Below are 21,207 nucleotides of genomic sequence, written 5' to 3' on the forward strand. Positions count from 1 at the left end.
GCTCCGCGCTGACTCCTGGGATCTCCTGTGTTCTTCTCTCCTGCCCGTCTCCGGGCGTCGCTGTCGACGCTCTCCGAGCATCGATTCGTGACCTTCGCCGTCCTCGTCGACACGATCGGTGCGGGACTCACGCTCCCGTTGACGATCGTGTACTTCACGCTCACGACCGACGTGCCACTCGCCGTCATCGGACTGCTGTCGACGGTCGCGAGCCTCGCCGCCCTGCCGATCGGACTGCTCGGCGGAGTGCTGACCGACCGCTTCGGCGCGAAGGCGTCGATGATCCTCAACAACCTCATGTCCGCGGCGGGGTTCGCGCTCTACCTGATCGCGCACGACCCGGTCGTGGTCTTCGCGGCGATCTTCCTCGCCAACGCGTCCGAACGGCTCTACTGGACCTCGTGGACGGCGTACGTCCACGACCTCGCCGACGGCCGTCCGTTCGAGCGGTGGTTCGCGTTCCTCGAGGCGATCAAGGCGGCAGCCCTCGGCACCGGTGCTGTCGTGGCAGCCGTCACGCTGGCACACGGACAGGACGGACTCCGGTGGCTGATCGTCGCGAACGTCGTCACCAGTGTCGCGGCGGCCGTCGTCTTCGCGACGCAGCCCACCGGGACGAGGGACGAGCACCCACCTCGTTCGTCGGACCCGCACGAGACGTCGGGGACGCTGCGCGAGTTCCTCGCGGACCGCTCGATGCGGCTGATCACCCTCGGGCAGTTCTTGATCGGTCCAGCGATGGTGCTGCCGAACGTCGCGCTGAGCGTCCTGTTCGTCCAGCAGTGGCACATGCCGCCCGCGGTGGCCCCGGTCCAGTTCGCGGTCGCGACGGCGCTCTCCGCGGTGTTCCAGACGTCGGTCACGCGATGGGTCGCTGGCCTCGACCGCGGGACACTGATCGCGACGGGCGCACTGCTCACCGGCGCGATCGCGGTGCCGCTGGTCTTCCTGCCACCGCTGGCCGGTGCCGCTGCGTGGTGCTTCGTGGTCCTCGTCGGGATCGTGCTCGCCGTGGCGGACATGATCTCCCTGCCCGCGGCGAACGCCGTCATGGCCGAAGCTCCGCACCCGCGCGTCCGTGGACGGGCGATCGGCGTGTTCCAGACCGCGAGCTCCGTCGGCATGGCGCTGTTCCCCTTGAGCCTGGCGTTCCTGGACACCGACGTGCCCTGGTTGCTCTGGGTCCTGACGGCCGTCGTCTTCGCCGGTGCTGCCTGGAGCTGGCGCACGGCGCTCGTGGGGCTGCCCCCGAGGGTGCGCGTCGCGGCGCCCGACGAGGGCTAGCGCTCATCCCGCAGCGGCACCGAGGTGCCTGGTGAAGAAGCGGTCGGCTTCGTCGCCCGCGAACTGCGGCACGCCTGTGTGACCCCCGGTGTTGGCGGACAGGGTCTTCTCCGTCGAGGCGAAGGCGTCGAAGAGATCGAGCGCCATCGCTCGGTCGTTCCCTTCGTCGTCCCACTGGAGGAGCACGTGCAGCGGGATCGTGACCCGGCGGGCCTCGTCCATGGTCGTGCGTGGCACGAAGCTGCCCGCGAAGAGTGCGGCCGCCGCGATGCGTGGTTCGATCGCGGCCAGACGGACGCCGATCGCGATGACCCCGCCCGAGAACCCGACCGGCCCACCGATCTCGGGAAGGTCGAGCACCTCGTCGAGTGTCGCCTGCCACTCCGGCACCGCTCGATCGACGAGCGGCAGGACCAGTCGATCGACGACGTCGGCCCCGGGCGGCTGACCGGCGGCGATCGCATGCCTGAGTTCCGCTCGAGCCTGCTCCGCTCCGGGGAGCGCGGGCCGCTCGCCTGCTCCGGGGAGCTCGATGGCGACCGAGGCGAATCCCTGCCGGGCGGCGCTGCGGGCTCGCGCCACGAGACGCGGGAGCATCCGTTGCATCCCGATGCTGCCGGGTTGGCCCAGCAGGATCAGCGGCACCGGCTGCGACGGGGTGGCGGTCGGTGGCGTCCACAGGATGCCGGGGACGTCACCGAGTGTGAACCGGCGCTCGGTGATGCCCCCGTCGAGGTGCTGTTCAGCGGTGAAGTGCACGGTCAGGCCTCTCTGGGGCGGTGGTCGAGTCGGTCCCGGTCGAGCATCGTGAGCACGCCTTCGGGGAACACCGCGGCCGTGGTGTCGAGCGGGATCCACCGCACCGCGCTGCCTTCGTCCAACACGACGAGTTCCGCGTCGAGCGGGACGGCATCGAGGTCGTCCGACCGGACGGCGAAGACGTGGACGTACTCGTGGCCGGGGCGTCCCTCGAACTCGAAGAGGTTCTCGACGACGCCCAGCAGCTCGGCCTCGGTGAGCTCGACGTCGAGCTCTTCACGGAACTCGCGGCGGAGCGCCTGGTCAGCTCGCTCGCCGAACTCGATCCCGCCACCGACGGCACGGAAGAAGGCCAGGCCGCGGACGGCGTCGAAGGACTCGGACAACAGGACGTGTCCGTCCTTGACGGGCAGACCCACGGCGATGTTCCTGATGGTCGGCATCCCCTCACCCTGCCAGGCCGTCGACGATCGGGCGTCGTCAGCGGGCCACTTCGGGAGCGGTCACCGATCCGGCGTGGAGCCCGGCCGGTGCGGGACGGTCGTTGCAGTTCGCCGCGGCGTCGGCGGGGATCGACGCGGTACCAGCCCGCGCGGGACCGAGGCCGAACCCGGCGACCACGGCGCCGCACGCGAACAACGCCGCGGTCACCACGACGGCACGGTGGAACCCGACCGTGTCCACCGTCGAGCCGACGATCGTGCTGAGCAACGCGATCACGACGAGTCCGGCGATGCGGGCCACCGCGTTGTTCACGGCGGAGGCGACCCCGGCACGGTCGGCCGGCACGGACGCGAGCACCGCGGTCGTCAGGGGAGCGACGGTGATCGTGAGGCCGAGTCCGTAGACGAGCAGCCCCGGCAGGAGCTGCCACATGAAGTGCACGGGTGGCTCGGCCGCGAGCATCAGCAGGAACCCGACGGCGGAGATCCCGCACCCGGTGGCGACGAACAGCCGCGGACCGAGCCGACCGGCGAGTGCCCCGACCGACCGGGAGAGGAGCAACGACGTCAGTGCGATGGGCAACGTCGCCAGCCCCGCGAGCGTGGCCGGGTAGCCAGCGACCTCCTGCAGGAAGAGCACCACGACCAGGAGCCCGAGCGACACTCCGCCGTAGATCGCAGCGGTCGCCAGGTTCCCGTTGCGGAAGTCGCGGATCCGGAAGAGGCCGAGGGGGAGCAGCGGCTGCGCCGCACGGCGCTCCCATGCGAGGAACGCGGCGAGTGCGACGACCCCCACCGCCAACGGCACGAGCACGACGGCGCTCGCCCAGCCGGACTCCTGCTGTTCGATGAGACCGAACGCCGAGGCGGCGAGGCCCAGCGCGACGAGGACGGCGCCGAGCACGTCGATCCTGCCGCGGGCGGTCGTCCGTAGCGGGTCGTGCGATCGGCCGAGCATCGCGAGGGTGACGACGATGGGAACCACGTTGATGGCGAACACCGACCGCCAACCGACGAGGTCGACGAGCGCGCCCCCGAGCAGCGGCCCGACGACGAACGCCGTACTCGTCCACGCCGTCCAGGTCCCGATGGCCCGTCCGCGGGTCTCGCTCGGGAAGGTCGCGGTGATGAGCGCCAGCGAGCTGGGGACGAGGAGTGCTGCTCCGACGCCCTGCGCCGCCCGTGCCCCGATGAGGAGCCCGGCGGTCGGTGCGAGCGCGCAGGCCACCGAGGCGGCTCCGAACAGCACCAGCCCGATGCGGAGGACCCGGAGCCTTCCGACCGTGTCCGCGAGCGAGCCGGTCAGGAGGATCAGGGCACCGAGCGCGAGGAGGTACGCGTCGAGCACCCACTGCTGGGTCCGCACCTGTCCGCCGAGGTCACCGGAGATCGCCGGGAGCGCGACGTTCACGATCGACCCGTCGAGGAACGACACGAACGAGGCGAGGATCGCGACGGCGAGGGTGGTCCTCCGGCTGGGCACGGTCAGCAGGCCAGAGCGGCTACTGGGCGGTGACCTGGTCGTCGGCACCCGCGAGGCGCTGCGACGCGAGCCACTCGAGCGCGGAGTCCGCGACCGTGCGCCACCCGCTGTCGATGGTGAGGGAGTGGCCGCGACCCTCGAACTCGCGGTACTCGGTGACCGCCGAGGGGTTGTCCTGGTAGAGCCGGAACACGGCGGAGGTCACCGACTGGGGCACCGTGTGGTCCTCGGTCCCCGACACCAGGAGCAACGGTCCGCGCTCGGCGGCGTGCGTGTCGACGGCGGCAGGCGAATTGCGGGTGAAGTTCGCCGACGCGTCCTCGAACAGCGGACGGCCCGGGCCCGGGATCGTCCAGGCTTCGTGCAGCGCGTCGGACTCCTCGGCGGGGATCGCGTTGCCGAACGAGTACCGGAACTCCTTGGCGGTGAGGGAGACGGTCCGGTGCTTGTTCTTGGGGTTGCCGAGTGCGGGGAAGCCCGACCGGAGCTGGGAGAACGGCAGGATCTTCACCCCCTTGATCGGTGCCGGGTCGATCGCGACCCCCGCGACGGCGTAGCCGTTGGCGAGGAGCTCCTGGGCGATGAGCCCGCCGAAGGAGTGCCCGACCACGATCGGTTTCGTCTCGAGCGAGTCGATGATGTCCGTGTAGTGACGGCAGATCTGTTCGATCCCGACGTCGTCGAGCCCACTGGGATCGTCACGCGTGGCGGCGACCGAGTCCCCGTCGCCGGGCCACCCCGGAGCGATCGCGTCGTACCCGTGCTCGGCGAACAGGTCGATCCACGGCTGCCAGGCAGACGAGTGGATCCAGAGGCCGTGGATGAACACGACCGGAGTCTTCGACATGGTGTCTCCTTCGGGTTGTGGTGCCCGGCGACGTCCGCCGAGCGGTCACAGGTCTTTGGTCAATCCGCCGTCGATGAGGAAGTCGGCCCCGGTCACGTTGCCGGCACGATCGCTCGCGAGCAGGAGCACGAGGTCCGCGACCTCCGCCGGCTCGGTGAACCGGCCGGTCGAGAATCCGCCGCCCTCGGCGATGATCCGTTCGCGGGCCACCTCCGGGGAGATGCCCATCGCGGCAGCGACGGTCGCCGCGACACCGCCGTCGCCGAGCCAGAGCGGCGTCGACACGGGCCCGGGACTGATGGTGTTGAACCGGATGCCCTGCGGGCCGTACTCCTTGGACAGCGACTTCGAGAGGTTCCAGACGGCGGCCTTCGTCGCGGAGTAGTCGATGACCCCGGGGTCCGGCAGGAACGCGTTGACGGACGCGATCGTGACGACGTTGCCCCGGCCGCGCTCGAGCAGCAGCGGGATCGCGGCCCGCGTCGTCCGCACCGTTGCCATCAGGCTGAGGTTCAGCGTCCGCAGCCACTCGTCGTCGCCGACCGCGAGGAAGCCGTCCGTGCGCGGTGTGACTGCTCCGACGTTGTTCACGAGGACGTCCAGCCCGCCGAAGTGCTCGGCGCGTGCGACGAGTTCGGCCGGTCCGTCCGGCGTGGAGAGGTCGACGGGCACGGCGAGCACCTGGCCCGAGTCGGACAGCGCGACGAGTTCGTCGGTGATGCTGCGTGCGCCGGCGACGACCCGTGCTCCTTCGGCGACGAGCGCTTCGGTGATGGCGAGTCCGATGCCCTTGCTCGCCCCGGTGACGACGGCGACCTTGTCGGTGAGGTGGAGGTCCATGTCGCGACGGTAGGGCGGTCGAGGCTGCCGAGCCTGTCCCCGCTCCTACCAGGCTCGGCGGCGGTTCCCTACACGGGGCCCGACGGTGTGAGGCGCTGGAGCGCGGTGTCGCTCGGTGTGCCGGGCTCGGCCTGGTAGAGCCAGATGCTCTGACCGTCCGCACCCGGCAGCGGCAGCCGCGCGTAGTGCAGGACGAGGCGACCGACCCGCGGATGGCGCAGGACGTGCACGCCGGTGGACGACGTCGACACGTCGTTGCGCTGCCAGGCGTCACGGAAGTGCGGGTTGCGCGCGGAGAGCTCCGACACCAGGCCCGAGAGCCGTGGGTCCGTGAGCCGCTGCCCGAACATCGAGCGGAGGAGTGCGGTGGTCCGTTCGCAGAGTCCCTCCCACCCTTCGTGGAGTGCGCGTTCGTCACGGTCGGTGAGCAGCGAGATCAGGTTGTTCACGCCCACCCGGTAGCTCGGGTTCAGTGCCTCGGCGAGCGCGTTGGTCGCGAGGACGTCGAGGTACCGGTTGTGCACGACGGCGGCGGTCCGCGGCCACGAGTCGATGAGCCACTGCACTCCCTGGTCGACGTCGTCGAGCTGGCTCCCGGCCGAGGTCGAGGTCGAGGTCGGACGCGCGAGTTCGTGGAGGTACTCGCGGGCGTCGTCAGCGAGGAGCAGGGCCCTCGCCAACGCGTCGACGACCTGGTCCGACGGCCTCGTCTCCCGCCCCTGCTCCAGCCGCAGGTAGTACTCGGTGCTGATGCCGGCCAGGATCGCGACCTCTTCGCGGCGCAAGCCGACGACGCGCCTCACCTGCCCGCCGACCGTGATCCCGACGTCCGCAGGCGAGGTCACACTCCGACGTGCGCGGAGGTACGCACCGAGTGGGCTCTGCGTGGCCATGCCGCATGCTAGCGAGGGAGCACCCCCGACCGGAACCCGCTCGACCGAGGGCGGAGGGGCCGCCATGATGGGCGGGTGTCGGAGGACGTCATCGGGCAGCCGTGGATCAGCGCCGTGCTGCGCTCGGTGGGCGCGACGGCCGAGCACCTGGAACAGCTGCCGGGAGGGGCGGTCAACCACACCTTCCGGGCCGATCGGCCCGAGGGCGGCGCCGTCGTCCTCCGGTTCCCGGCTGATCCGCGCCGTGAGGACGAGTACCCGGTCGAGGCGTGGGCGGCGCGGGAGGCGGCTCGCATCGGCATCCCCACCGCGACACCCCTGCTGCACGGCGTCGAAGAAGGCGTCCCGTTCACGGTGTCGGAGTACGTCGAGCCGGACCCGCGGGGGATCGCCCGGCCCTGGACGTGGCTCGGTGCCTACGCCCGCGCCGTCGGTCGGATCCCGCTCCGGGACGCGCCGCCGTCGTTGTACTCACGGTTCGGCGCGGACCTCGAGCACGCGTGGTCGGCACACCTCCACTACGACCTCGCAGCCCTCGACGGCGACGACCGGCTCCACCGCGACGGCGCCTACGTGTCCGCCGACGAGATGCGCGACCTGATCGGGCGACTCGAGTCGGAGCGGTTCGACCTCGGCCTCGCGCACGGCGACCTCGCACCACGCAACCTCATCTCCCGCGGACCACTCGCGCCACCGGTCCTCATCGACTGGGGTGCTGCCGAGACCGGACCGACGCCGTGGACCGATGCGCGGAGGGTCGTCGAGTGGGCGTTCATCGACGAGTCGATCAGTCGCCAGGAGCACGACGAGTTCATGGTCAGCGCGGGGCTGGACTCGGACGCCGATCACCGGACGCTGGTGTCGATGACGGTGCTGCACCTGCTCGACGTCACCCGGTGGGCACTCGAGCGGCGGCCCGATCTGTACGGCGAGTACCTCGCGCGCTGCCGGACGGGCATCGACCGGATCCGTCGGTCCCAGTAGGGGCGGTCATGCTCTCCCCGTGATCCGCACGGAGCGTCTGCTGCTGCGGAAGACCCTGTGATCAGAGCGTGCCGGCGCCGTGCCAGCCGAGCGGCCCCGCCGCGGCGGTCAACCGCGCGTGCTCAGCACCGTCGGTGAGCTGCCACCCGTAGTTCGTGACGATCACGTAGCTCTCGTCGCCCCGGAGTTCCCGCGTGCACGCCGGCCCGAGCCCGCCCGTGAAGACCTCTTCGTCGATCCAGACGAGGAGCTGGCCGACCCAGTCGGCCGCGTCCTCGGGTTCGGCGTACAGCCAGTACTGCGGTGCTCCGGACGCCGGCAGTCCGATGGACAACCGGGCAGTGGCGTCGTCGCGCTGCGCGAGGAGCACGTCCGCTGCGCCGGGCGTGGCACGGAGGTCCGCGATGCGGTAGTCCGATGCGTCCTCGCGCGCCGGGTCGGAGCGACGCCAGCGGGTCGCCGCCGTACGCAGGGCGGCGTGGAGGTCCGCGTCGGTGAGCACGTGCCGAGTCTCGCACGGCCGGTCGCGAGGCGCGTCCTTCGCCGTCGGAGGGGATGATGAGCCATGGACACCGCACAGCAGGACGTGATCGAACTCGCGGAGTACGCCGCCGGTCGTCTCACCGACCGGATGGTCGGACTCGACGACGACGAGTGGGCCTGGCAGCCGATCCCCGGCGACCCGGACGTCACGATCCGGTGGCGACTCGACCACATCGTGGAGACGGTGGCGGACGACCGGAACCGAGAGTGGTTGGGGCTCGACCCCGCGCCGACCGGAGCTCCGGGCCCGGCTGCCTCGTCGGCCTCGGCGCTCGCCGCACTCGACGACGCGATCGCCGCGTTCCTCGGTGCCGCGCGTGCGCTGGGCGATGCCGCTGCCGACCCGATGGGTGCGGTCGCTGGCCCGTACGGGGATGCGACCCGGCGGTCGTTCGTGCTGCACGTCGTCGACGAACTGATCCACCACGCGGCCGAGGCGGCGATCCTCCGCGACCTCTACGCGGCGCGCTGAGCGCACCGCGAGCAGCGAGATCGCGGGGCGGGACGCCGACACGTCGGGCACGCCCGCTCGAACGCCCGGATTCGGCACGACGAATCCCGCTGATCAGGCCTTTTCCGTTCGGAGACGGCCGATCAGCGTGGAAGGATCGACGGGTCCCGAGACGCCGGTGTCTCCACTCGTTCGTCTCGAAAGTGCGCTCTCCCATGTCGTTCTGGGCCCTGTTCCTCATCGCGCTCGGCGTCTCCGCCGATGCCTTCGCCGTCGCCCTCGGCAAGGGCCTGCACATGAAGCGGTTCAACGTGCGCCACGCGCTCGTCATCGCGATCGCGTTCGGTGCGTTCCAGGCGGGCATGCCCCTGATCGGCTGGCTGCTCGGCACCACGTTCGCGCAGTACATCGCCGACGTGGACCACTGGGTGGCGTTCGGACTGCTGGCGCTGGTCGGCGGCAAGATGCTCTGGGAAGCGCTCCGCGGCGGCGAGGACCACGAGGAGGACACCGACCGGCTGCGGGTCCGTGAGCTGCTCGTGCTCTCCCTCGCCACCAGCATCGACGCGCTCGCCGTGGGGGTCACCCTGGCGTTCCTGCCGGTGTCGATCGGCTGGGCGGTCCTGCTCATCGGCGTGACGACCACCGTGCTGACCTTCGTCGGCGTGCTCGTCGGTCGTCGTGTCGGCGCCCGGTTCGGCAAGCCGGCGGAGATCGCCGGCGGTGTGATCCTCGTCCTGATCGGTGTGAACATCGTGCTCGAGCACACCGGCGTCATCGGCTGACCGGCGGTCCGGCGATCCGGCGGCCCGGCGGCCCGGCGGCCCGGCCGCCCGGCAGCCCGGCCGCATCAGGGCAGGACGACGACCTTCCCCGAGATCCGGCCCTCGCTCGCCTCGGCGTGGAGCGCGGTGAGTTCCTCGAGCGGGATCCGGCGCGTCACCTCGACCGTGAGCTCGCCCGCGTCGACGAGCGCCACGAGCTGCGCGAGGCGCTCCCGGTTCGGCTGCACGAAGACGGTCGCGGCGCGCACCCCGCGTGAGGCGTCGTCGGGGGTGGCCATGAACGCGGTGGTGCTGACCACCACACCGCCGTCCCGGACTGCGTCGACGTACGCCGCGAACTGCTCCGGCTCGATCGGCGCGAGGTTCAGCAGGACGTCGACCTGTCCGTCGAGGGCGTCGAGCAGGTCCGTCCGGGTGTGGTCGATCACCTGGTCGGCGCCGGCTGCGCGGACGGCGTCGATGCTGCGCGGGCTGGCGGTCGCGATGACGTGCACCCCGGCGCGGACGGCGAGCTGGACCGCGTACTTGCCGACCACGCCGCCGGCGCCGACGATCAGCACGCGCTGACCTGCCTGCAGTCCGCCGTCGTCGAACAGGGCCTGCCACGCGGTCAACGACACCGAGGGCAGTGCGGCGGCGTCGGCCAGGGGGATCGAGTGCGGTGCCGCGACGACGGCCTCGGCGGGGACGACCACGTACTCGGCCGCGCCACCATCGCGCTCCATCGGCAGGAAGCCGACCACGGCGTCCCCGACCGCGAGTCCGCCAGCGAGCCCGTTGCCGGGCCCGCCGTCGACCACGCCGCCGACCCCATCGCCCAGCGCATCGACGGTGCCGGAGACGTCGTAGCCCGGCACGTGGGGCAGCTCGACGGGGATCGGCAGGAACCCGGCACGCATGCCGTTGTCCGCCGCGTTGAACGCGGATGCCGCGACGCGCAGTCGGACCTGCCCGGCGGCCGGGGCCTGCTGCTCGACATCGCCGTACCGGAGGACCTCGGGTCCGCCGACCTCGTGGAACTGGACTGCCTTCATGATCGTGCCCTTCGTCGGTTGCTTCGAGTTCGAAGCAGATGCCAGGAACGTACCACTGCTTCGAACTCGAAGCAACAGGTAGGATGGGACACGTGACCGACGCTCCCCAAGCCCTGACACCGACGCAGCTCGGCGCCTACTTCGCGTTCACCGAGGTCGGCAGCCTCCTTCGTCCCGCCGTCGAGCGGCAGCTCCGTGACGCGGGCTCGCTGAGCTACGTGCAGTTCCAGCTGCTGGCCCGCCTCGGCGACGCGCCGGACGGCTCGCAGCGCATGACCGACCTGGCCGACGGGGTCGTCTACAGTCGCAGCGGCCTGACGTACCAGGCGCAGCTGCTCGACCAGCGCGGACTCGTCACGCGGTCGCCCTCACCGGACGACGAGCGCAGCACCGTGGTGGCGATCACCGACGCCGGACGGGACGTCCTCGCCGCGGTGTTCCCCGGGCACATCGAGGCGGTGCGGGGTCTGCTGTTCGCTCCGCTGTCGGATCAGGACGTCGACGACCTGGCACGGATCCTCGGACGGGTCAGCGACCACCTCCGGGCAGCCCCGCCGCGCTCGGCGAGACGGAGCCGCGCCGAGCGCTGAGCACAGCGACAGCGACAGCAACGGCGACGGCGACGGCGACAGCCACAGCGACAGCCACGGCGACAACGACAGCGACAGCGACGGCGACAACGACAGCGACACCGACAACGACCGGGCGCCGCAGCGCAGCGCAGCTCAGGCCAGCGAACGCCGCCGCGACACCGCGCCGGTGACGAGCGCAGCCACACCGAGCGCGAGCCCGATCGCACCGAGCAGGTACCCGAAGTACAGCAGGATCCCGGCGCCGATGTTCACGCCGCCCTCGCCCGAGTCGTTCGCGATGGACCACGCGCCGACGCCGACGGACAGGAAGGCCACCACCAGGAAGACGGTGCACATCACGTGCAGGACGCGTGCGTTCGCTGCTGCCATGGGGGTCTCGCTTCCGTGCGGGAGTGATCGGGTACCGGATCGTACCGCGGTTGCGCCGCCACACCGGACCGACGCCGAACCGCCCGGTGTCGCTTGGTGGGCATCCGCCCATGGGCGAGCGGTCCGTCGTTCGACGGCAAGGGCGAGTACTCGTACCACGACGGCCCCACGTCGTCGGTCCCGATGGCCCCGCCCACCCACCCGGACTCCCGCTTCTCCGGGACGACGGAGCTGCCGAACACCGTCGAGAAGACCGCAGGGGCGGTGCAGGACAAGCTCAACAAGGAGTGACCGGACCGACAGACGGACAGGAGGCGCGGTGCCAGCTGGCACCGCGCCTCCCGTCCGTCTGCTGGCACGTGGCAGAGCCGCGCTCGCCTCACCGGCGCAGGGTGCGCCGGACCACCCGGTCGTCGTCCGCGAAGTGCAGCGAGACGACGACCGCCTGCCGCGGTCGGAAGCCCTCCGGCAGGTCGAGTGCGTAGCTCGCGGGCCCGAGGTCCGCGGTGCACGCGTTCCCCCCGGTCCGCCGCAGCGCGACGTCGAGCCCGCGGCCGTCGTCGGTGGTGGTCACGGCGGTCGGGGCGGTCGGGCAGCTCGATGACCCGTAGGTGGTCACGAAGAAGCGTGCTCCCGGCTCGACCCACCCCACCGCGGGCCGGGTGTCGATCGAGCCGTCGCTGCGCACACCCGGGCCAGGGGCGTCGTACTCGTCGCCGATCACCTGCGGCGCGCAGCCGGACAGCACCACCGCGACGAGGCAGGCGAGCGCGATCGGACCCGGCCAGCGCCGCCACCCCCGAGTCGTCCCCACAGGCCGAGTCTGCGCCCTCGACCGGCAGTCGTCCACCGCTGTTCGGCGACCGGCACTTTCCCAGGGGACACGACGGTGCTCCGCGGCGAAGTCCCGGGGTTCGCCCGAACAGTGCTGGGACGCTCCTCGGACCGCACCAAGGCGGATGCACCGGGGGGAACGGGAACGATGACGATCAGACGTGCAGGGGGAGCCGTGCTCGGCTTCGTGGGCGAGCGGTGGGCAGACGCCCGACGGCACGACGCTGTTCGGCAAGACCGGCACGGCCGACTCAGCCGACCAGGTCTGGTTGATCGGCGGCAGCTCCCGTGCGGTGACCGCGTACTGGCAGGGCAACACCGACGGCGCGAAGCACAACCTGCGGTACTACTCGAACGGCCAGGGCGGCACCTACGCGGGAGCCCGCGCGTCGGTCTGGCGCGAGGCCCAGACGGCGGTGAACGCGGCTCTGCCAGCCGGGTGACGGCCCGGGACGAGACGCGGGAACGACGGGAGGCGCGGTGCCAGCTGGCACCGCGCCTCCTGTCCGCCCTGTGGGTTGCGTCCTAGGACAGCTTCTTGCTGTCCTCGAGCCAGCCCGCGAGCTGGGTCATGTAGTCGGCCTGCGACGCGTAGTCGAGCGCCGGGAAGGTCCAGCTGTGGACCTGACCGGCTTCGAGGGCCGCGTTGTCGGCGAAGGTCGGCTGCTTCTCGAGGTCGGCGAGCTGGTAGCCCTGCTGCGACAGCAGGATCACGTCGCCGCTGATCTGGCCGGCGTTCTCCCACGAGTAGATGCCCCAGTAGAAGCCCTTCGGCTTCGGGTTCACGAAGTCGACGCCGAAGGACGAGTACATCTGCAGCAGCGGCTCGTCGGTCGGGCGCGTGACGTACGCGCCGTCGCCGTCGGCGTACATCGAGACGACCGAGAGGTCCTTGTCCTTCGCGACCTTCTCGAGCTCGTCGCCCGCGGTGTCGAAGCGCTTCTCGGCGGCCTCGATCGTGGACTCCTTCGCCCCGAGGGACTCGGTGAGGTCGGCGATCTTCTCGATGACGTCCTCACCCTTGCCGCCCCACATGATCTGGGCGACCGGCGCGATGGCCTGGATCTGCTTCTGCTGCTCCATGTCCTTGAAGCCGTAGCCGGGCTGGGTGTCGTCGAGCGTGCCCTTCTCGTCAGTCGGGTAGACCGAGGTCACGACGAGGTCGGGCTTGAGCGCGGCGAGCTGCTCCAGGTCGATGTCCCCGTAGCCGGTGCCGAGCTGGGTGATGCCGTCGGTGTCGAGGTCGTCGAACCGGGCGTCCTTCGCCATCGTGAGCTGGCCGAACGTGCCGACCGGCTTGAGCCCGTACTCGATGAACGAGATGGCGAGGTCGTTCAGGACGACGACGCGCTTTGGCGTGTGGTCGACCTTGACGGTCGTGCCGGTCGCGTCTTCGTAGGACCAGGCCTTCGACGCCGAGCCGGTGTCACCGTCGGCGTCGTTCGAGCTGCTGTTGCTGGAGCAGCCGGCGAGGAGGAGGGCCGAGACGGCCACGGAGGTCAGGAGGACGGCACGCAAGGAGCCGCGACGGGGAAGCTTCACGTTAGGAGAGGCTAACCTAAGCTGCCCGTCGTCGCCAGTTCGGAGACCGGATCCTGCTGCGCGACCGGATCGTGCTCGTCGGCCTCGGGGACGATCATCGGCGCACCGGTGACCGGGTCCGGCAGCACCCGGGCGTGCAACCCGAAGGCCCGCTCGAGGAGCGCCGGCGTGAGGACCTCGGCCGGGGTGCCGTCGGCGGCGACCCCGCCGTCGTGGAGCACGACGAGCCGGTCGGAGTAGCGGGCGGCGAGCGACAGGTCGTGCAGCACCATCACGACCGTCGACCCCTGCTCGCGGTTGAGGCGACGGACCAGGCGGAGGACCTCGAGCTGGTGCGCGAGGTCGAGGTACGTGGTGGGCTCGTCGAGCAGGAGCGTCTCGGCCTGCTGCGCGACCACGAGGGCGATCCAGGCGCGCTGACGCTGCCCGCCGGACAGGCTCGCGACGTCGCGGTGGGCGACCTCGGTCAGCCCGGTCGCGGCGATCGCCTGCTCGGCGAACACGGCGTCCTCGGCGGTCCACGGCTTCGCCCACGACTGGTGCGGGTTCCGGCCGCGCATCACCAGGTCGAGCACACTCGTGCCGGCGGGTGCGACGGGGGACTGCGGCAGGATCGCGAGCTTCCGGGCGACCTGGCGGTTCGGCTCCTTGCGGATCGGCACGCCGTCCAGGTGGACCTCGCCCGACTGCGGCTTGAGGACCCGTCCGAACGCCTTGAGCAGCGTCGACTTGCCGCAGCCGTTCGCGCCGAGGAACGTCGTGACCGTCCCGCGTTCGATGCGCAGGTCCAGGTCGGTCAGCACGGGGTGGCGGTCGTAGCCGACGGACAGGCCGCGGGCTTCGAGGACGGGGGTGTCGCGTGTCGTCATCGGGACATCTCCTTGCGGTGACGGATGAGGAGCCAGATCAGGTACGGGGCACCGATCACGGTGGTGATGATGCCGACGGGCACCTGCCAGGGGAACGCTGCGCGGGACAGCAGGTCGGCGGCGAGGACCAGCACGGCGCCGAGCATGCCGGCGAGGAGCAGCGGCGGCCGGTTCGTCCCGGCCAGCCGGAGCCCGATCTGCGGTACCACGAACGCGACGAAGCCGACCGGTCCGGCCGCGGCGACGGCCGCGGCCGTGAGCACCACCGCCAACGCGATCACGAGCAGCCGGTGGCGCTGGACCGCGAGGCCGACGCCCGTCGCGACCTCGTCGCCGAGCTGGCCGATCCCGAGGGCCGCGCTCGTCGCCAGGGAGATCGGGACCGCGACGGCGGCGACGATCAGCAGCGGCCAGACGCTCGACCACGAGGTGCTCGACAGGCTGCCGACGAGCCACTGTGAGGCAGCGGCCGCCGCGGTGATCTTCGCGCGGACGAGCAGGTAGCTGGTGACGGCGTCGAGCGTCGCGCTCACGCCGATGCCGACGAGCACGAGTCGGTAGCTCTGCACGCCGCCGCGCCAGCCGAGGCCGTACACGGCGACGGCGGCGACGAGCGCACCGATCGTGGCCGCGACCGGGATCCCGCCGCCGAGCACGATCGACGACACCGAGTACGTGCCACCGCCGAGCACGATCGCCGCGACCGCGCCGACGCTCGCGCCGGAGGTCACCCCGATGATGTCGGGGGTACCGAGCGGGTTGCGCGTGAAGGTCTGCGTCAGCGCTCCTGCGACGCCGAGGGTCAGGCCGACGAGGGCACCGGTGAGGACCCGGGGGAGTCGGAGCGACGTCACGATGAAGGCGTCCGGGCCGCTCTCGAGCCCGAGGAGCGAGCGGACGACGGTGCCGGGGGTGATCCACGTCGAGCCGATCGCGACGCCGAGCACGACGAGCACCAGGACCGCGACGACCGAGGCGACCGAGAGCCAGAAGACCCGGGGGCGCCAGGCGAGCCCGACCGGCCCGATGCGGACGCCGGCCCGGCGCGGGGCCGTGGTCGCGGCGGTGGGTGCGGCGGTCGCGCTCATCGCCCCGCTCACAGGGACACCAGCGATCGGCGACGCGCGACGGCGATGAACACCGGGCCGCCGATCACGGCGAGGACGATGCCGACCTCGACCTCGGAGAACCCGCCGATCAGGCGACCGACGACGTCGGCGAGCAGCACGAGTGCGGCACCGACGAGCGCGGACACCGGCAGGGTCCAGCGGTGTCCGGTGCCGACGAGCGCGCGGGCGACGTGCGGCACGGTGAGGCCGACGAAGCCGATCGGCCCCGCGGCGGCGGTCGCCCCGGCAGCCAGCAGCGTGATCCCGCCGAGGCCGACGAGCCGTGCGACGAGCACGTTCTCGCCGAGCCCCTTCGCCAGGTCCGACCCGAGCCCGAGCGCGTCCAGGGCCCGGACGTTGAGCACCGCGAGCACGAGACCCGCGACGAGGAACGGCCACACCGCGCCGAGGATGTCGAGCTGTCGTGCGGCGAGGGAGCCGACGACCCACAGCCGGTAGGCGTCGAGGGAGTCCTGGTCGGTCAGCACCACGAACGAGGTCAGGGCGCCGAGGAGCGCCGACACCGCGGCGCCGGCCAGTGCGAGCGGCACCGGGCTCGCCGTCCCGCTGCCGGCGATCGTCACCGAGAACACGACGACGCTCGCCACCAGGGCGCCACCGAGGGCGAACCAGACGGTCGCGCCGGTGCTCGAGACCCCGAAGACGTAGACCCCGATGACGACGGCCAGCCCGGCGCCGGACGAGACGCCGAAGAGCCCGGGGTCGGCGAGTGGGTTGCGGGTGTGCCCCTGCATGAGGAGTCCGGCGATCCCGAGGGCCGCGCCGACCGACGCACCGATGAGCGTGCGCGGGATGCGGGAGCCCCAGACGATCGCTTCCTCCGTGCTCGTCCCGGTCCGGGTGAGCCCGGCGAGCACCTGGTCGACACCGATCCGGTTGCTGCCGAGGAGCATGCTCGCGACGGCGACCAGGGCGAGGACCACGACGAGGCCGCCGATCACCGCGAGGCGCTTGCGCACGGCCGATCGGTGCACACCGAGGGCGGCCGGTGGGGCGACGGCGTGGGCATCCGGAGGGGAAGCCAGGGCGGGGGTGGGGGCTGGCACGGAGATCATCTTAGGTTAGCCTTCCCTCATGGCGAAGACCCCGCGGCTCCTGCCCGAGAACCCCCGGCTCTTCCGTGCCCACGTCCTCCGGACCGAGCGCACGACCCCGTCGATGCAGCGCGTGACCGTCACCGGGGACGACCTCGGCGCGTTCCCGTTCCTCGGCTTCGACCACTGGTTCCGCCTTTTCGTGCAGCGCCCGGACCAGGACGCCTTCCGGATGCCGGACCTCGACGGCAAGAAGTGGTGGCCGACGTTCCTCGCCATCCCCGAGGATGTCCGCCCGCACTGCGCCAACTACACCGTCGCCGACTACCGCCGCCTCGACGACGGGACCGCCGAGCTCGACATCGACTTCGTCGTGCACACCGACGACGACGGCGAGCCCGAGGGCCGCGCCGCGATCTGGGCCTGCGCCGCCCGCCCCGGCGACGAGCTCGCGATGCTCGACCAGGGCTGCATCTTCGACTGCCCGGACGGCACGAGCGAGGTCGTCATCGCCGCAGAGGAGACCGGGCTGCCCGGTGTCGTCGGCATCGCCGCGTCCCTGCCCCGCGACACCGTCGGCCGCATCATCCAGGAGGTCCCCACCACCGGCGACGTCCGCGATCTCGACGCTCCGGTCGGCGTGACGGTCACCTGGATCGTCCGCGACGAGGTCGACCCGCACGCGGTGCCCGGCCGCGCCGCACTCGCCGAACTGCAGCGGCACGTGCCCGCCGACGACCGCGGGTACGCCTTCGTGGTCGGCGAGTCGACACTCGCGACCGAGGGCCGCCGGCACCTGCACCGCGCCGGCCTGCCGAAGTCGCGCATCACGTTCTCCGGCTTCTGGAAGCACGAGGCGAAGGAATCCGTCTCCGCCTGACGCGACCCGGCCCCGTCGACCCACCTGGTGCAGGTGGTCGCGACCGACAGACGGACGGGAGGCCCGGTGCCAGCTGGCACCGGGCCTCCCGTCCGTCCTGTGGTGGCGTCAGCCCTTGAGGCCGGAACCCGTCACGCCCTCCACGATCTGCCGCTGGAAGATCAGGTAGAGGATGATCAGCGGCAGCGCCGCCAGGATCGCACCCGCCTGGATGTCGGCGTAGCGCTGACCGAAGCTGCCCTGGACCGTGGCGAGCCCGACCGGGATCGTCATGAGGTCCGGGTTCGACAGCACGAACAGCGGCAGCAGCAGGTTGTTCCAGACCCCGACGAAGGTCAGGATCGTCACCGCTGCGATCACCGGACGCGACAGCGGCAGGATGACCGACCAGTAGACCTTCCAGAGCCCTGCGCCGTCGATGCGCGCGGCCTCCTCGAGCTCCCGCGGGATGCCGTCGAAGAACTGCTTGAAGATGAACACCGCGATCACGGCGGGCACCTGCGGGAAGATCACCGACCAGTAGGTGTTCAGGAGGCCCACGGCGTTGAGCTCCTGGAAGATCGGGATGATCAGCACCTGGGTCGGGATCATGATCCCGAGGATGATGAGCAGGAACGCGATGTTCCGACCGCGGAACACGAGCCGGGACAGCGCGAACGCCGCCATCGACGCGAACAGCACGGTGAGCACCGCGGTGACGACGCTCGTGATCGCGCTTGCCAGGTACCAGTTCCAGATGTCGCCCGCCCCGAACAGCGACGCGTACGAGTGCAGCGTCGGGTTCCAGTCGGACAGGATCTTGTTCGCACCGAGTGCGGCGACGCCGTTGTCGGACAGCGACGTCTTCAGGGCGAACAGGCTCGGGATGAGCCAGATGATCGCGAACACCGTCAGGACGATGCCGGACACGATCGTGAAGCCCTTGCCGGAGACGCCGATCTTCGCGGCGTTCGCGGGCGCCGCGGCGGAGACACCATTGCGGAGCTTGGGCCGGGCGGTGGTGATGTTCTCGGTGGCGGTCACGTCAGGCACCGATCTCTCGCTTGGCGGCAGCGCGCTCGACGAGCTGCCGGATGACCGCGATCGCGACGATCACGATGAACAGGAGCACCGACGCGGCCGACGCCGCGCCGAGGCGGTTGTCGGTGAAGCCGACGCCCGTGATGAGCTGCAGCGAGACCTGGGTCGAGATGCCCGGCCCGCCGTTCGTCATCAGGTACACCTGGTCGAAGATCTTCAGGCTCGCGATGATCTGCAACAGGATGACCAGGGTCGTCGTGCGACCGAGCAGCGGCAGCGTGATTGACTTGATCTGCTGCCAGTTCGACGCGCCGTCGACGGCAGCCGCTTCGTACAGTTCGCGCGGGATCTCCTGCAGGCCGGCCAGGTAGAGCACGAAGTTGAAGCCGAGGGTCCACCAGACGGTGGCGATCGCGACACCGATCATCGCGGTGTTCGGGCTCGACAGCATGCCGGAACCAGGAGTGATCCCGATGGCCGACTGCATGCTCGCCCACAGGCCGGTGGCCGGCGTGAAGATGAACACCCAGATCAGCGAGATCGTCGCCGACGGCAGGATGAACGGCAGGAAGAACGCCAGACGGAAGAACCACTGGCCGCGGTTCATCCGGTTCGTCAGGACGGCGAAGACGAACGCCAGGATGACGAGCGGCGGCGTCGTGTACAGCGTGAACTGCAGGGTGTGCCAGAGCGAGGACCAGAAGTCCGAGCGTCCGAGCATCTCCGCGTAGTTCGCGAACCCGGCGAAGCTGCCGAGCCCCGTGCGGACCGTCGAGGTGTTGAAGAAGCTCGAGACGATCATCCAGATCGTCGGGCCGAGCAGGAAGGCCACGTAGAACAGGCCGAAGGGGGCGAGGAACAGCCACCCACTGCGGCCCTGGCCACGGGTGAGGCTGGTCCGGTAGGTGCGGGCCCGGCGCGGACGTGGCGCGGTGGTCGCGTCCGTGGGCCGGTCGAGGACAGGTGCTGTGGTCACGTCATCGTGCCTTTCGCGCGGTGTTCACGTCTGTGTGCCCGGCGTTCGGGTGCCGGGTGTTCGCGTGCCCGGCGTTCGGGTGCCGGGTGTTCGCGTGCCCGGTCACAGCGGGCTCGGGGTGTTGAGGTAGGTCGCGAGCTGGCTCTTGATCGCGCTGAGGGCCTGGGCGGGGGACGAGCTGCCCTGCTGCACGAGGGCGAGCTGCGCCCCGACGGTGTTCTCGAACGTCGATCCGGAACCGCCGTACCAAGCGGCGTCGTCGAAGACCGCCGTCTCGGCCGCTGCGGCGTAGTTCGACTGCGGGGTGAGCTTCTTGTACGCGGTGCTGTCGAACGTCGGGATGTACGCGGGGACGTGGCCACCCTCGGCCCATGTCATGCTCTGCTCGAGCATCTGCTTGATGAACAGCATGTGCTGCTTGCGCTGCTCGGGCGTCCGGTCCTTGCGGGGGAGCACGAACGTGTGCGAGTCGGCCTGGGTCGCCGGCTTGTCGTAGAGCTGCGGGATCGGCGCCATGCCGAACTTCAGGCCCTTGATCGACTGGGCCGTGCTGATCTCCCACTCGCCCTGCATGAAGAAGCCGACCTTGCCGTCGAACATCAGCGACTCGGCCGTCGCGTAGTCGAGCGCCTTGTTCAGCCAGCCCTGCTTGACCCACTTCTGGGTGCGGCTGGTGACCTCGTTGTACGCGTCCTCGTTCACGGTGAGCTTCGCGCCGCCGTCGCTGATGAACGGGGTCGCGTCCTTCTGCTGGTTGTAGAGCGTCCAGAAGAAGCGCCACGGGGTCGCCGTCTCGGGGACGACGTTCGCGACGTTGAGGGCGTTCCCGCCGGTGACCTTCGAGACCGCGGCCAGGGCGCTCTCGAACGTGTCCATGCCGGACAGGTCCTTGAGGTTGCCGTCGCTGTCGAGCAGGCCCGCCTTCTTGCAGATGTCAACGTTGTAGAAGAGCACGAAGGGGTGGGTGTCGAGCGGGATCGCGATGTTGTTCCCGTCGGTCTTCTGCGCTGCCCAGGCCTTCTGGTTGAAGTCGGCGGCGCTGAGTCCGACACTGGCCAGGTCGTCGGAGGTGATCGGGTCGAGCAGGTCACCGTCCCAGAGCGGCTTCGCACGGGTCAGGTGCGCCACCGCGACGTCCGGTGGCTTGTTCCCGACGGTGGCCAGTGTCAGCTTCGAGTAGTACGGGTTGCCCCACGCGAAGGTGGTGGCCTGCAGGGAGCTGGAGCCGCCGTGCTGCTTCGCGTAGCCGGCTTCCATCGCCTGCATGCGGGCGCCGTCACCGCCACCGAAGAGGTTCCAGAAGACGAGCGTCTCCGGGTTGAGTGCGCTGCCGGCCAGGCCGGCGGCGATCGGGCTCGAGCACCCGGCGAGCGGCAGGACCGCAGCAGCTGCGGCTGCGGTTCCCCCTGCGGCGAGGAATCCGCGGCGCGAGAGTCGCGACGCGGGCGTGGTTGGTCGGATCGGCATGGCATCACTCCATCGGGACGGGCCGAGCGGAGCAGGGTCGGTGCTCCGTGAGCGCTCACATTAGCGCTGCGACGCGCCGCGCGCCACCCCTTCCGCGACTCTGCGAAACCCGGTAGCGTTTCTCTCGGGTGAGCGCTCACTTTTGTG

The 21,207-nt window shown here is 70.9% G+C and carries 25 protein-coding genes; 8 read left to right on the forward strand and 17 right to left on the reverse strand.

The window, feature by feature from the left end; genetic code table 11:
- The first annotated feature begins 87 nt into the window (after nucleotides 1-87).
- Nucleotides 88-1,284, forward strand: coding sequence for an MFS transporter (locus EDF19_RS11590; protein ID WP_185022802.1), 1,197 nt, complete (start codon nucleotides 88-90; stop codon nucleotides 1,282-1,284).
- 3 nt (nucleotides 1,285-1,287) lie between these two features.
- Here the strand turns inward: EDF19_RS11590 and EDF19_RS11595 are convergent, their stop codons facing one another.
- From EDF19_RS11595 to EDF19_RS11620, 6 genes are all read right to left on the reverse strand, one after another.
- Nucleotides 1,288-2,043, reverse strand: a complete 756-nt coding sequence (locus EDF19_RS11595) for a dienelactone hydrolase family protein (protein WP_123681051.1) — start codon at nucleotides 2,041-2,043, stop codon at nucleotides 1,288-1,290.
- Between the two features lie 2 nt (nucleotides 2,044-2,045).
- Nucleotides 2,046-2,486: an NUDIX hydrolase gene (locus tag EDF19_RS11600; protein ID WP_123681052.1), complete on the reverse strand. Its 441-nt coding sequence runs from the start codon at nucleotides 2,484-2,486 to the stop codon at nucleotides 2,046-2,048.
- A 37-nt stretch (nucleotides 2,487-2,523) separates the two neighbouring features.
- The gene (locus EDF19_RS11605) at nucleotides 2,524-3,969 is read right to left on the reverse strand and encodes a DHA2 family efflux MFS transporter permease subunit (protein ID WP_311317109.1); all 1,446 of its coding nucleotides are present in this window, start codon (nucleotides 3,967-3,969) and stop codon (nucleotides 2,524-2,526) included.
- A gap of 19 nt (nucleotides 3,970-3,988) precedes the next feature.
- Entirely contained in the window at nucleotides 3,989-4,816 is an 828-nt protein-coding gene (locus EDF19_RS11610; protein ID WP_123681053.1) for an alpha/beta hydrolase, read from the reverse strand.
- A gap of 45 nt (nucleotides 4,817-4,861) precedes the next feature.
- Nucleotides 4,862-5,656: an SDR family NAD(P)-dependent oxidoreductase gene (locus EDF19_RS11615; RefSeq protein WP_123681054.1), complete on the reverse strand. Its 795-nt coding sequence runs from the start codon at nucleotides 5,654-5,656 to the stop codon at nucleotides 4,862-4,864.
- Between the two features lie 68 nt (nucleotides 5,657-5,724).
- Nucleotides 5,725-6,549, reverse strand: a complete 825-nt coding sequence (locus EDF19_RS11620; RefSeq protein WP_185022803.1) for a helix-turn-helix transcriptional regulator — start codon at nucleotides 6,547-6,549, stop codon at nucleotides 5,725-5,727.
- 75 nt (nucleotides 6,550-6,624) lie between these two features.
- On the opposite strand from EDF19_RS11620, the gene EDF19_RS11625 reads away from it, so the two are divergent.
- Nucleotides 6,625-7,533 (forward strand): phosphotransferase family protein, encoded by a 909-nt coding sequence (locus EDF19_RS11625; protein ID WP_123681056.1) that lies wholly within the window; start codon nucleotides 6,625-6,627, stop codon nucleotides 7,531-7,533.
- Nucleotides 7,534-7,594: 61 nt separating this feature from the next.
- Here EDF19_RS11625 and EDF19_RS11630 read toward each other — a convergent pair whose 3' ends face one another.
- A complete protein-coding gene (locus EDF19_RS11630; protein WP_123681057.1) occupies nucleotides 7,595-8,035 on the reverse strand; it encodes a hypothetical protein in 441 nt (146 codons plus the stop codon).
- A gap of 63 nt (nucleotides 8,036-8,098) precedes the next feature.
- Between EDF19_RS11630 and EDF19_RS11635 the strand changes: the two genes are divergently transcribed.
- A complete protein-coding gene (locus EDF19_RS11635; protein WP_123681058.1) occupies nucleotides 8,099-8,548 on the forward strand; it encodes a DinB family protein in 450 nt (149 codons plus the stop codon).
- A gap of 194 nt (nucleotides 8,549-8,742) precedes the next feature.
- Nucleotides 8,743-9,312 (forward strand): manganese efflux pump MntP family protein, encoded by a 570-nt coding sequence (locus EDF19_RS11640; protein WP_123681059.1) that lies wholly within the window; start codon nucleotides 8,743-8,745, stop codon nucleotides 9,310-9,312.
- 65 nt (nucleotides 9,313-9,377) lie between these two features.
- On the opposite strand, the gene EDF19_RS11645 is transcribed toward EDF19_RS11640, so the two are convergent.
- On the reverse strand, nucleotides 9,378-10,346 hold the full coding sequence (locus tag EDF19_RS11645; RefSeq protein ID WP_123681060.1) for an NADP-dependent oxidoreductase: 969 nt from the start codon (nucleotides 10,344-10,346) through the stop codon (nucleotides 9,378-9,380).
- Between the two features lie 92 nt (nucleotides 10,347-10,438).
- Between EDF19_RS11645 and EDF19_RS11650 the strand changes: the two genes are divergently transcribed.
- On the forward strand, nucleotides 10,439-10,936 hold the full coding sequence (locus EDF19_RS11650) for a MarR family winged helix-turn-helix transcriptional regulator (RefSeq protein ID WP_123681281.1): 498 nt from the start codon (nucleotides 10,439-10,441) through the stop codon (nucleotides 10,934-10,936).
- 135 nt (nucleotides 10,937-11,071) lie between these two features.
- Here EDF19_RS11650 and EDF19_RS19150 read toward each other — a convergent pair whose 3' ends face one another.
- The gene (locus EDF19_RS19150) at nucleotides 11,072-11,308 is read right to left on the reverse strand and encodes a hypothetical protein (protein ID WP_185022804.1); all 237 of its coding nucleotides are present in this window, start codon (nucleotides 11,306-11,308) and stop codon (nucleotides 11,072-11,074) included.
- A gap of 96 nt (nucleotides 11,309-11,404) precedes the next feature.
- On the opposite strand from EDF19_RS19150, the gene EDF19_RS11660 reads away from it, so the two are divergent.
- Entirely contained in the window at nucleotides 11,405-11,599 is a 195-nt protein-coding gene (locus tag EDF19_RS11660) for a hypothetical protein (protein WP_221180657.1), read from the forward strand.
- 88 nt (nucleotides 11,600-11,687) lie between these two features.
- Here the strand turns inward: EDF19_RS11660 and EDF19_RS11665 are convergent, their stop codons facing one another.
- The gene (locus EDF19_RS11665) at nucleotides 11,688-12,122 is read right to left on the reverse strand and encodes a hypothetical protein (protein ID WP_123681062.1); all 435 of its coding nucleotides are present in this window, start codon (nucleotides 12,120-12,122) and stop codon (nucleotides 11,688-11,690) included.
- A gap of 181 nt (nucleotides 12,123-12,303) precedes the next feature.
- Between EDF19_RS11665 and EDF19_RS11670 the strand changes: the two genes are divergently transcribed.
- Nucleotides 12,304-12,585: a hypothetical protein gene (locus tag EDF19_RS11670; protein WP_185022805.1), complete on the forward strand. Its 282-nt coding sequence runs from the start codon at nucleotides 12,304-12,306 to the stop codon at nucleotides 12,583-12,585.
- Between the two features lie 82 nt (nucleotides 12,586-12,667).
- Here EDF19_RS11670 and EDF19_RS11675 read toward each other — a convergent pair whose 3' ends face one another.
- The 4 genes from EDF19_RS11675 to EDF19_RS11690 are packed head-to-tail and all read right to left on the reverse strand — an operon-like array spanning nucleotide 12,668 to nucleotide 16,729.
- Nucleotides 12,668-13,684 (reverse strand): ABC transporter substrate-binding protein, encoded by a 1,017-nt coding sequence (locus EDF19_RS11675; protein WP_148071085.1) that lies wholly within the window; start codon nucleotides 13,682-13,684, stop codon nucleotides 12,668-12,670.
- Between the two features lie 11 nt (nucleotides 13,685-13,695).
- Nucleotides 13,696-14,553 (reverse strand): ABC transporter ATP-binding protein, encoded by an 858-nt coding sequence (locus tag EDF19_RS11680; RefSeq protein WP_123681064.1) that lies wholly within the window; start codon nucleotides 14,551-14,553, stop codon nucleotides 13,696-13,698.
- Entirely contained in the window at nucleotides 14,550-15,641 is a 1,092-nt protein-coding gene (locus tag EDF19_RS11685) for an iron ABC transporter permease (protein ID WP_260217124.1), read from the reverse strand. The genes EDF19_RS11680 and EDF19_RS11685 overlap by 4 nt, the downstream gene beginning before the upstream one ends.
- Before the next feature lie 8 nt (nucleotides 15,642-15,649).
- Complete coding sequence (locus EDF19_RS11690) at nucleotides 15,650-16,729, reverse strand: FecCD family ABC transporter permease (protein ID WP_395860068.1); 1,080 nt, start codon at nucleotides 16,727-16,729, stop codon at nucleotides 15,650-15,652.
- Between the two features lie 28 nt (nucleotides 16,730-16,757).
- Here EDF19_RS11690 and EDF19_RS11695 point away from each other — a divergent pair, with 28 nt between their 5' ends.
- Nucleotides 16,758-17,597, forward strand: coding sequence for a siderophore-interacting protein (locus EDF19_RS11695; protein WP_123681065.1), 840 nt, complete (start codon nucleotides 16,758-16,760; stop codon nucleotides 17,595-17,597).
- 108 nt (nucleotides 17,598-17,705) lie between these two features.
- On the opposite strand, the gene EDF19_RS11700 is transcribed toward EDF19_RS11695, so the two are convergent.
- From EDF19_RS11700 to EDF19_RS11710, 3 genes are all read right to left on the reverse strand, one after another.
- Nucleotides 17,706-18,629 (reverse strand): carbohydrate ABC transporter permease, encoded by a 924-nt coding sequence (locus tag EDF19_RS11700; RefSeq protein WP_260217126.1) that lies wholly within the window; start codon nucleotides 18,627-18,629, stop codon nucleotides 17,706-17,708.
- On the reverse strand, nucleotides 18,622-19,593 hold the full coding sequence (locus tag EDF19_RS11705) for a carbohydrate ABC transporter permease (RefSeq protein ID WP_123681066.1): 972 nt from the start codon (nucleotides 19,591-19,593) through the stop codon (nucleotides 18,622-18,624). The genes EDF19_RS11700 and EDF19_RS11705 overlap by 8 nt, the downstream gene beginning before the upstream one ends.
- A gap of 102 nt (nucleotides 19,594-19,695) precedes the next feature.
- The gene (locus EDF19_RS11710; RefSeq protein WP_123681067.1) at nucleotides 19,696-21,060 is read right to left on the reverse strand and encodes an extracellular solute-binding protein; all 1,365 of its coding nucleotides are present in this window, start codon (nucleotides 21,058-21,060) and stop codon (nucleotides 19,696-19,698) included.
- Nucleotides 21,061-21,207 lie beyond the last annotated feature (147 nt).

The sequence above is a fragment of the Curtobacterium sp. PhB115 genome (assembly GCF_003752025.1).
In the GTDB taxonomy this organism is placed as follows: Bacteria; Actinomycetota; Actinomycetes; order Actinomycetales; family Microbacteriaceae; genus Curtobacterium.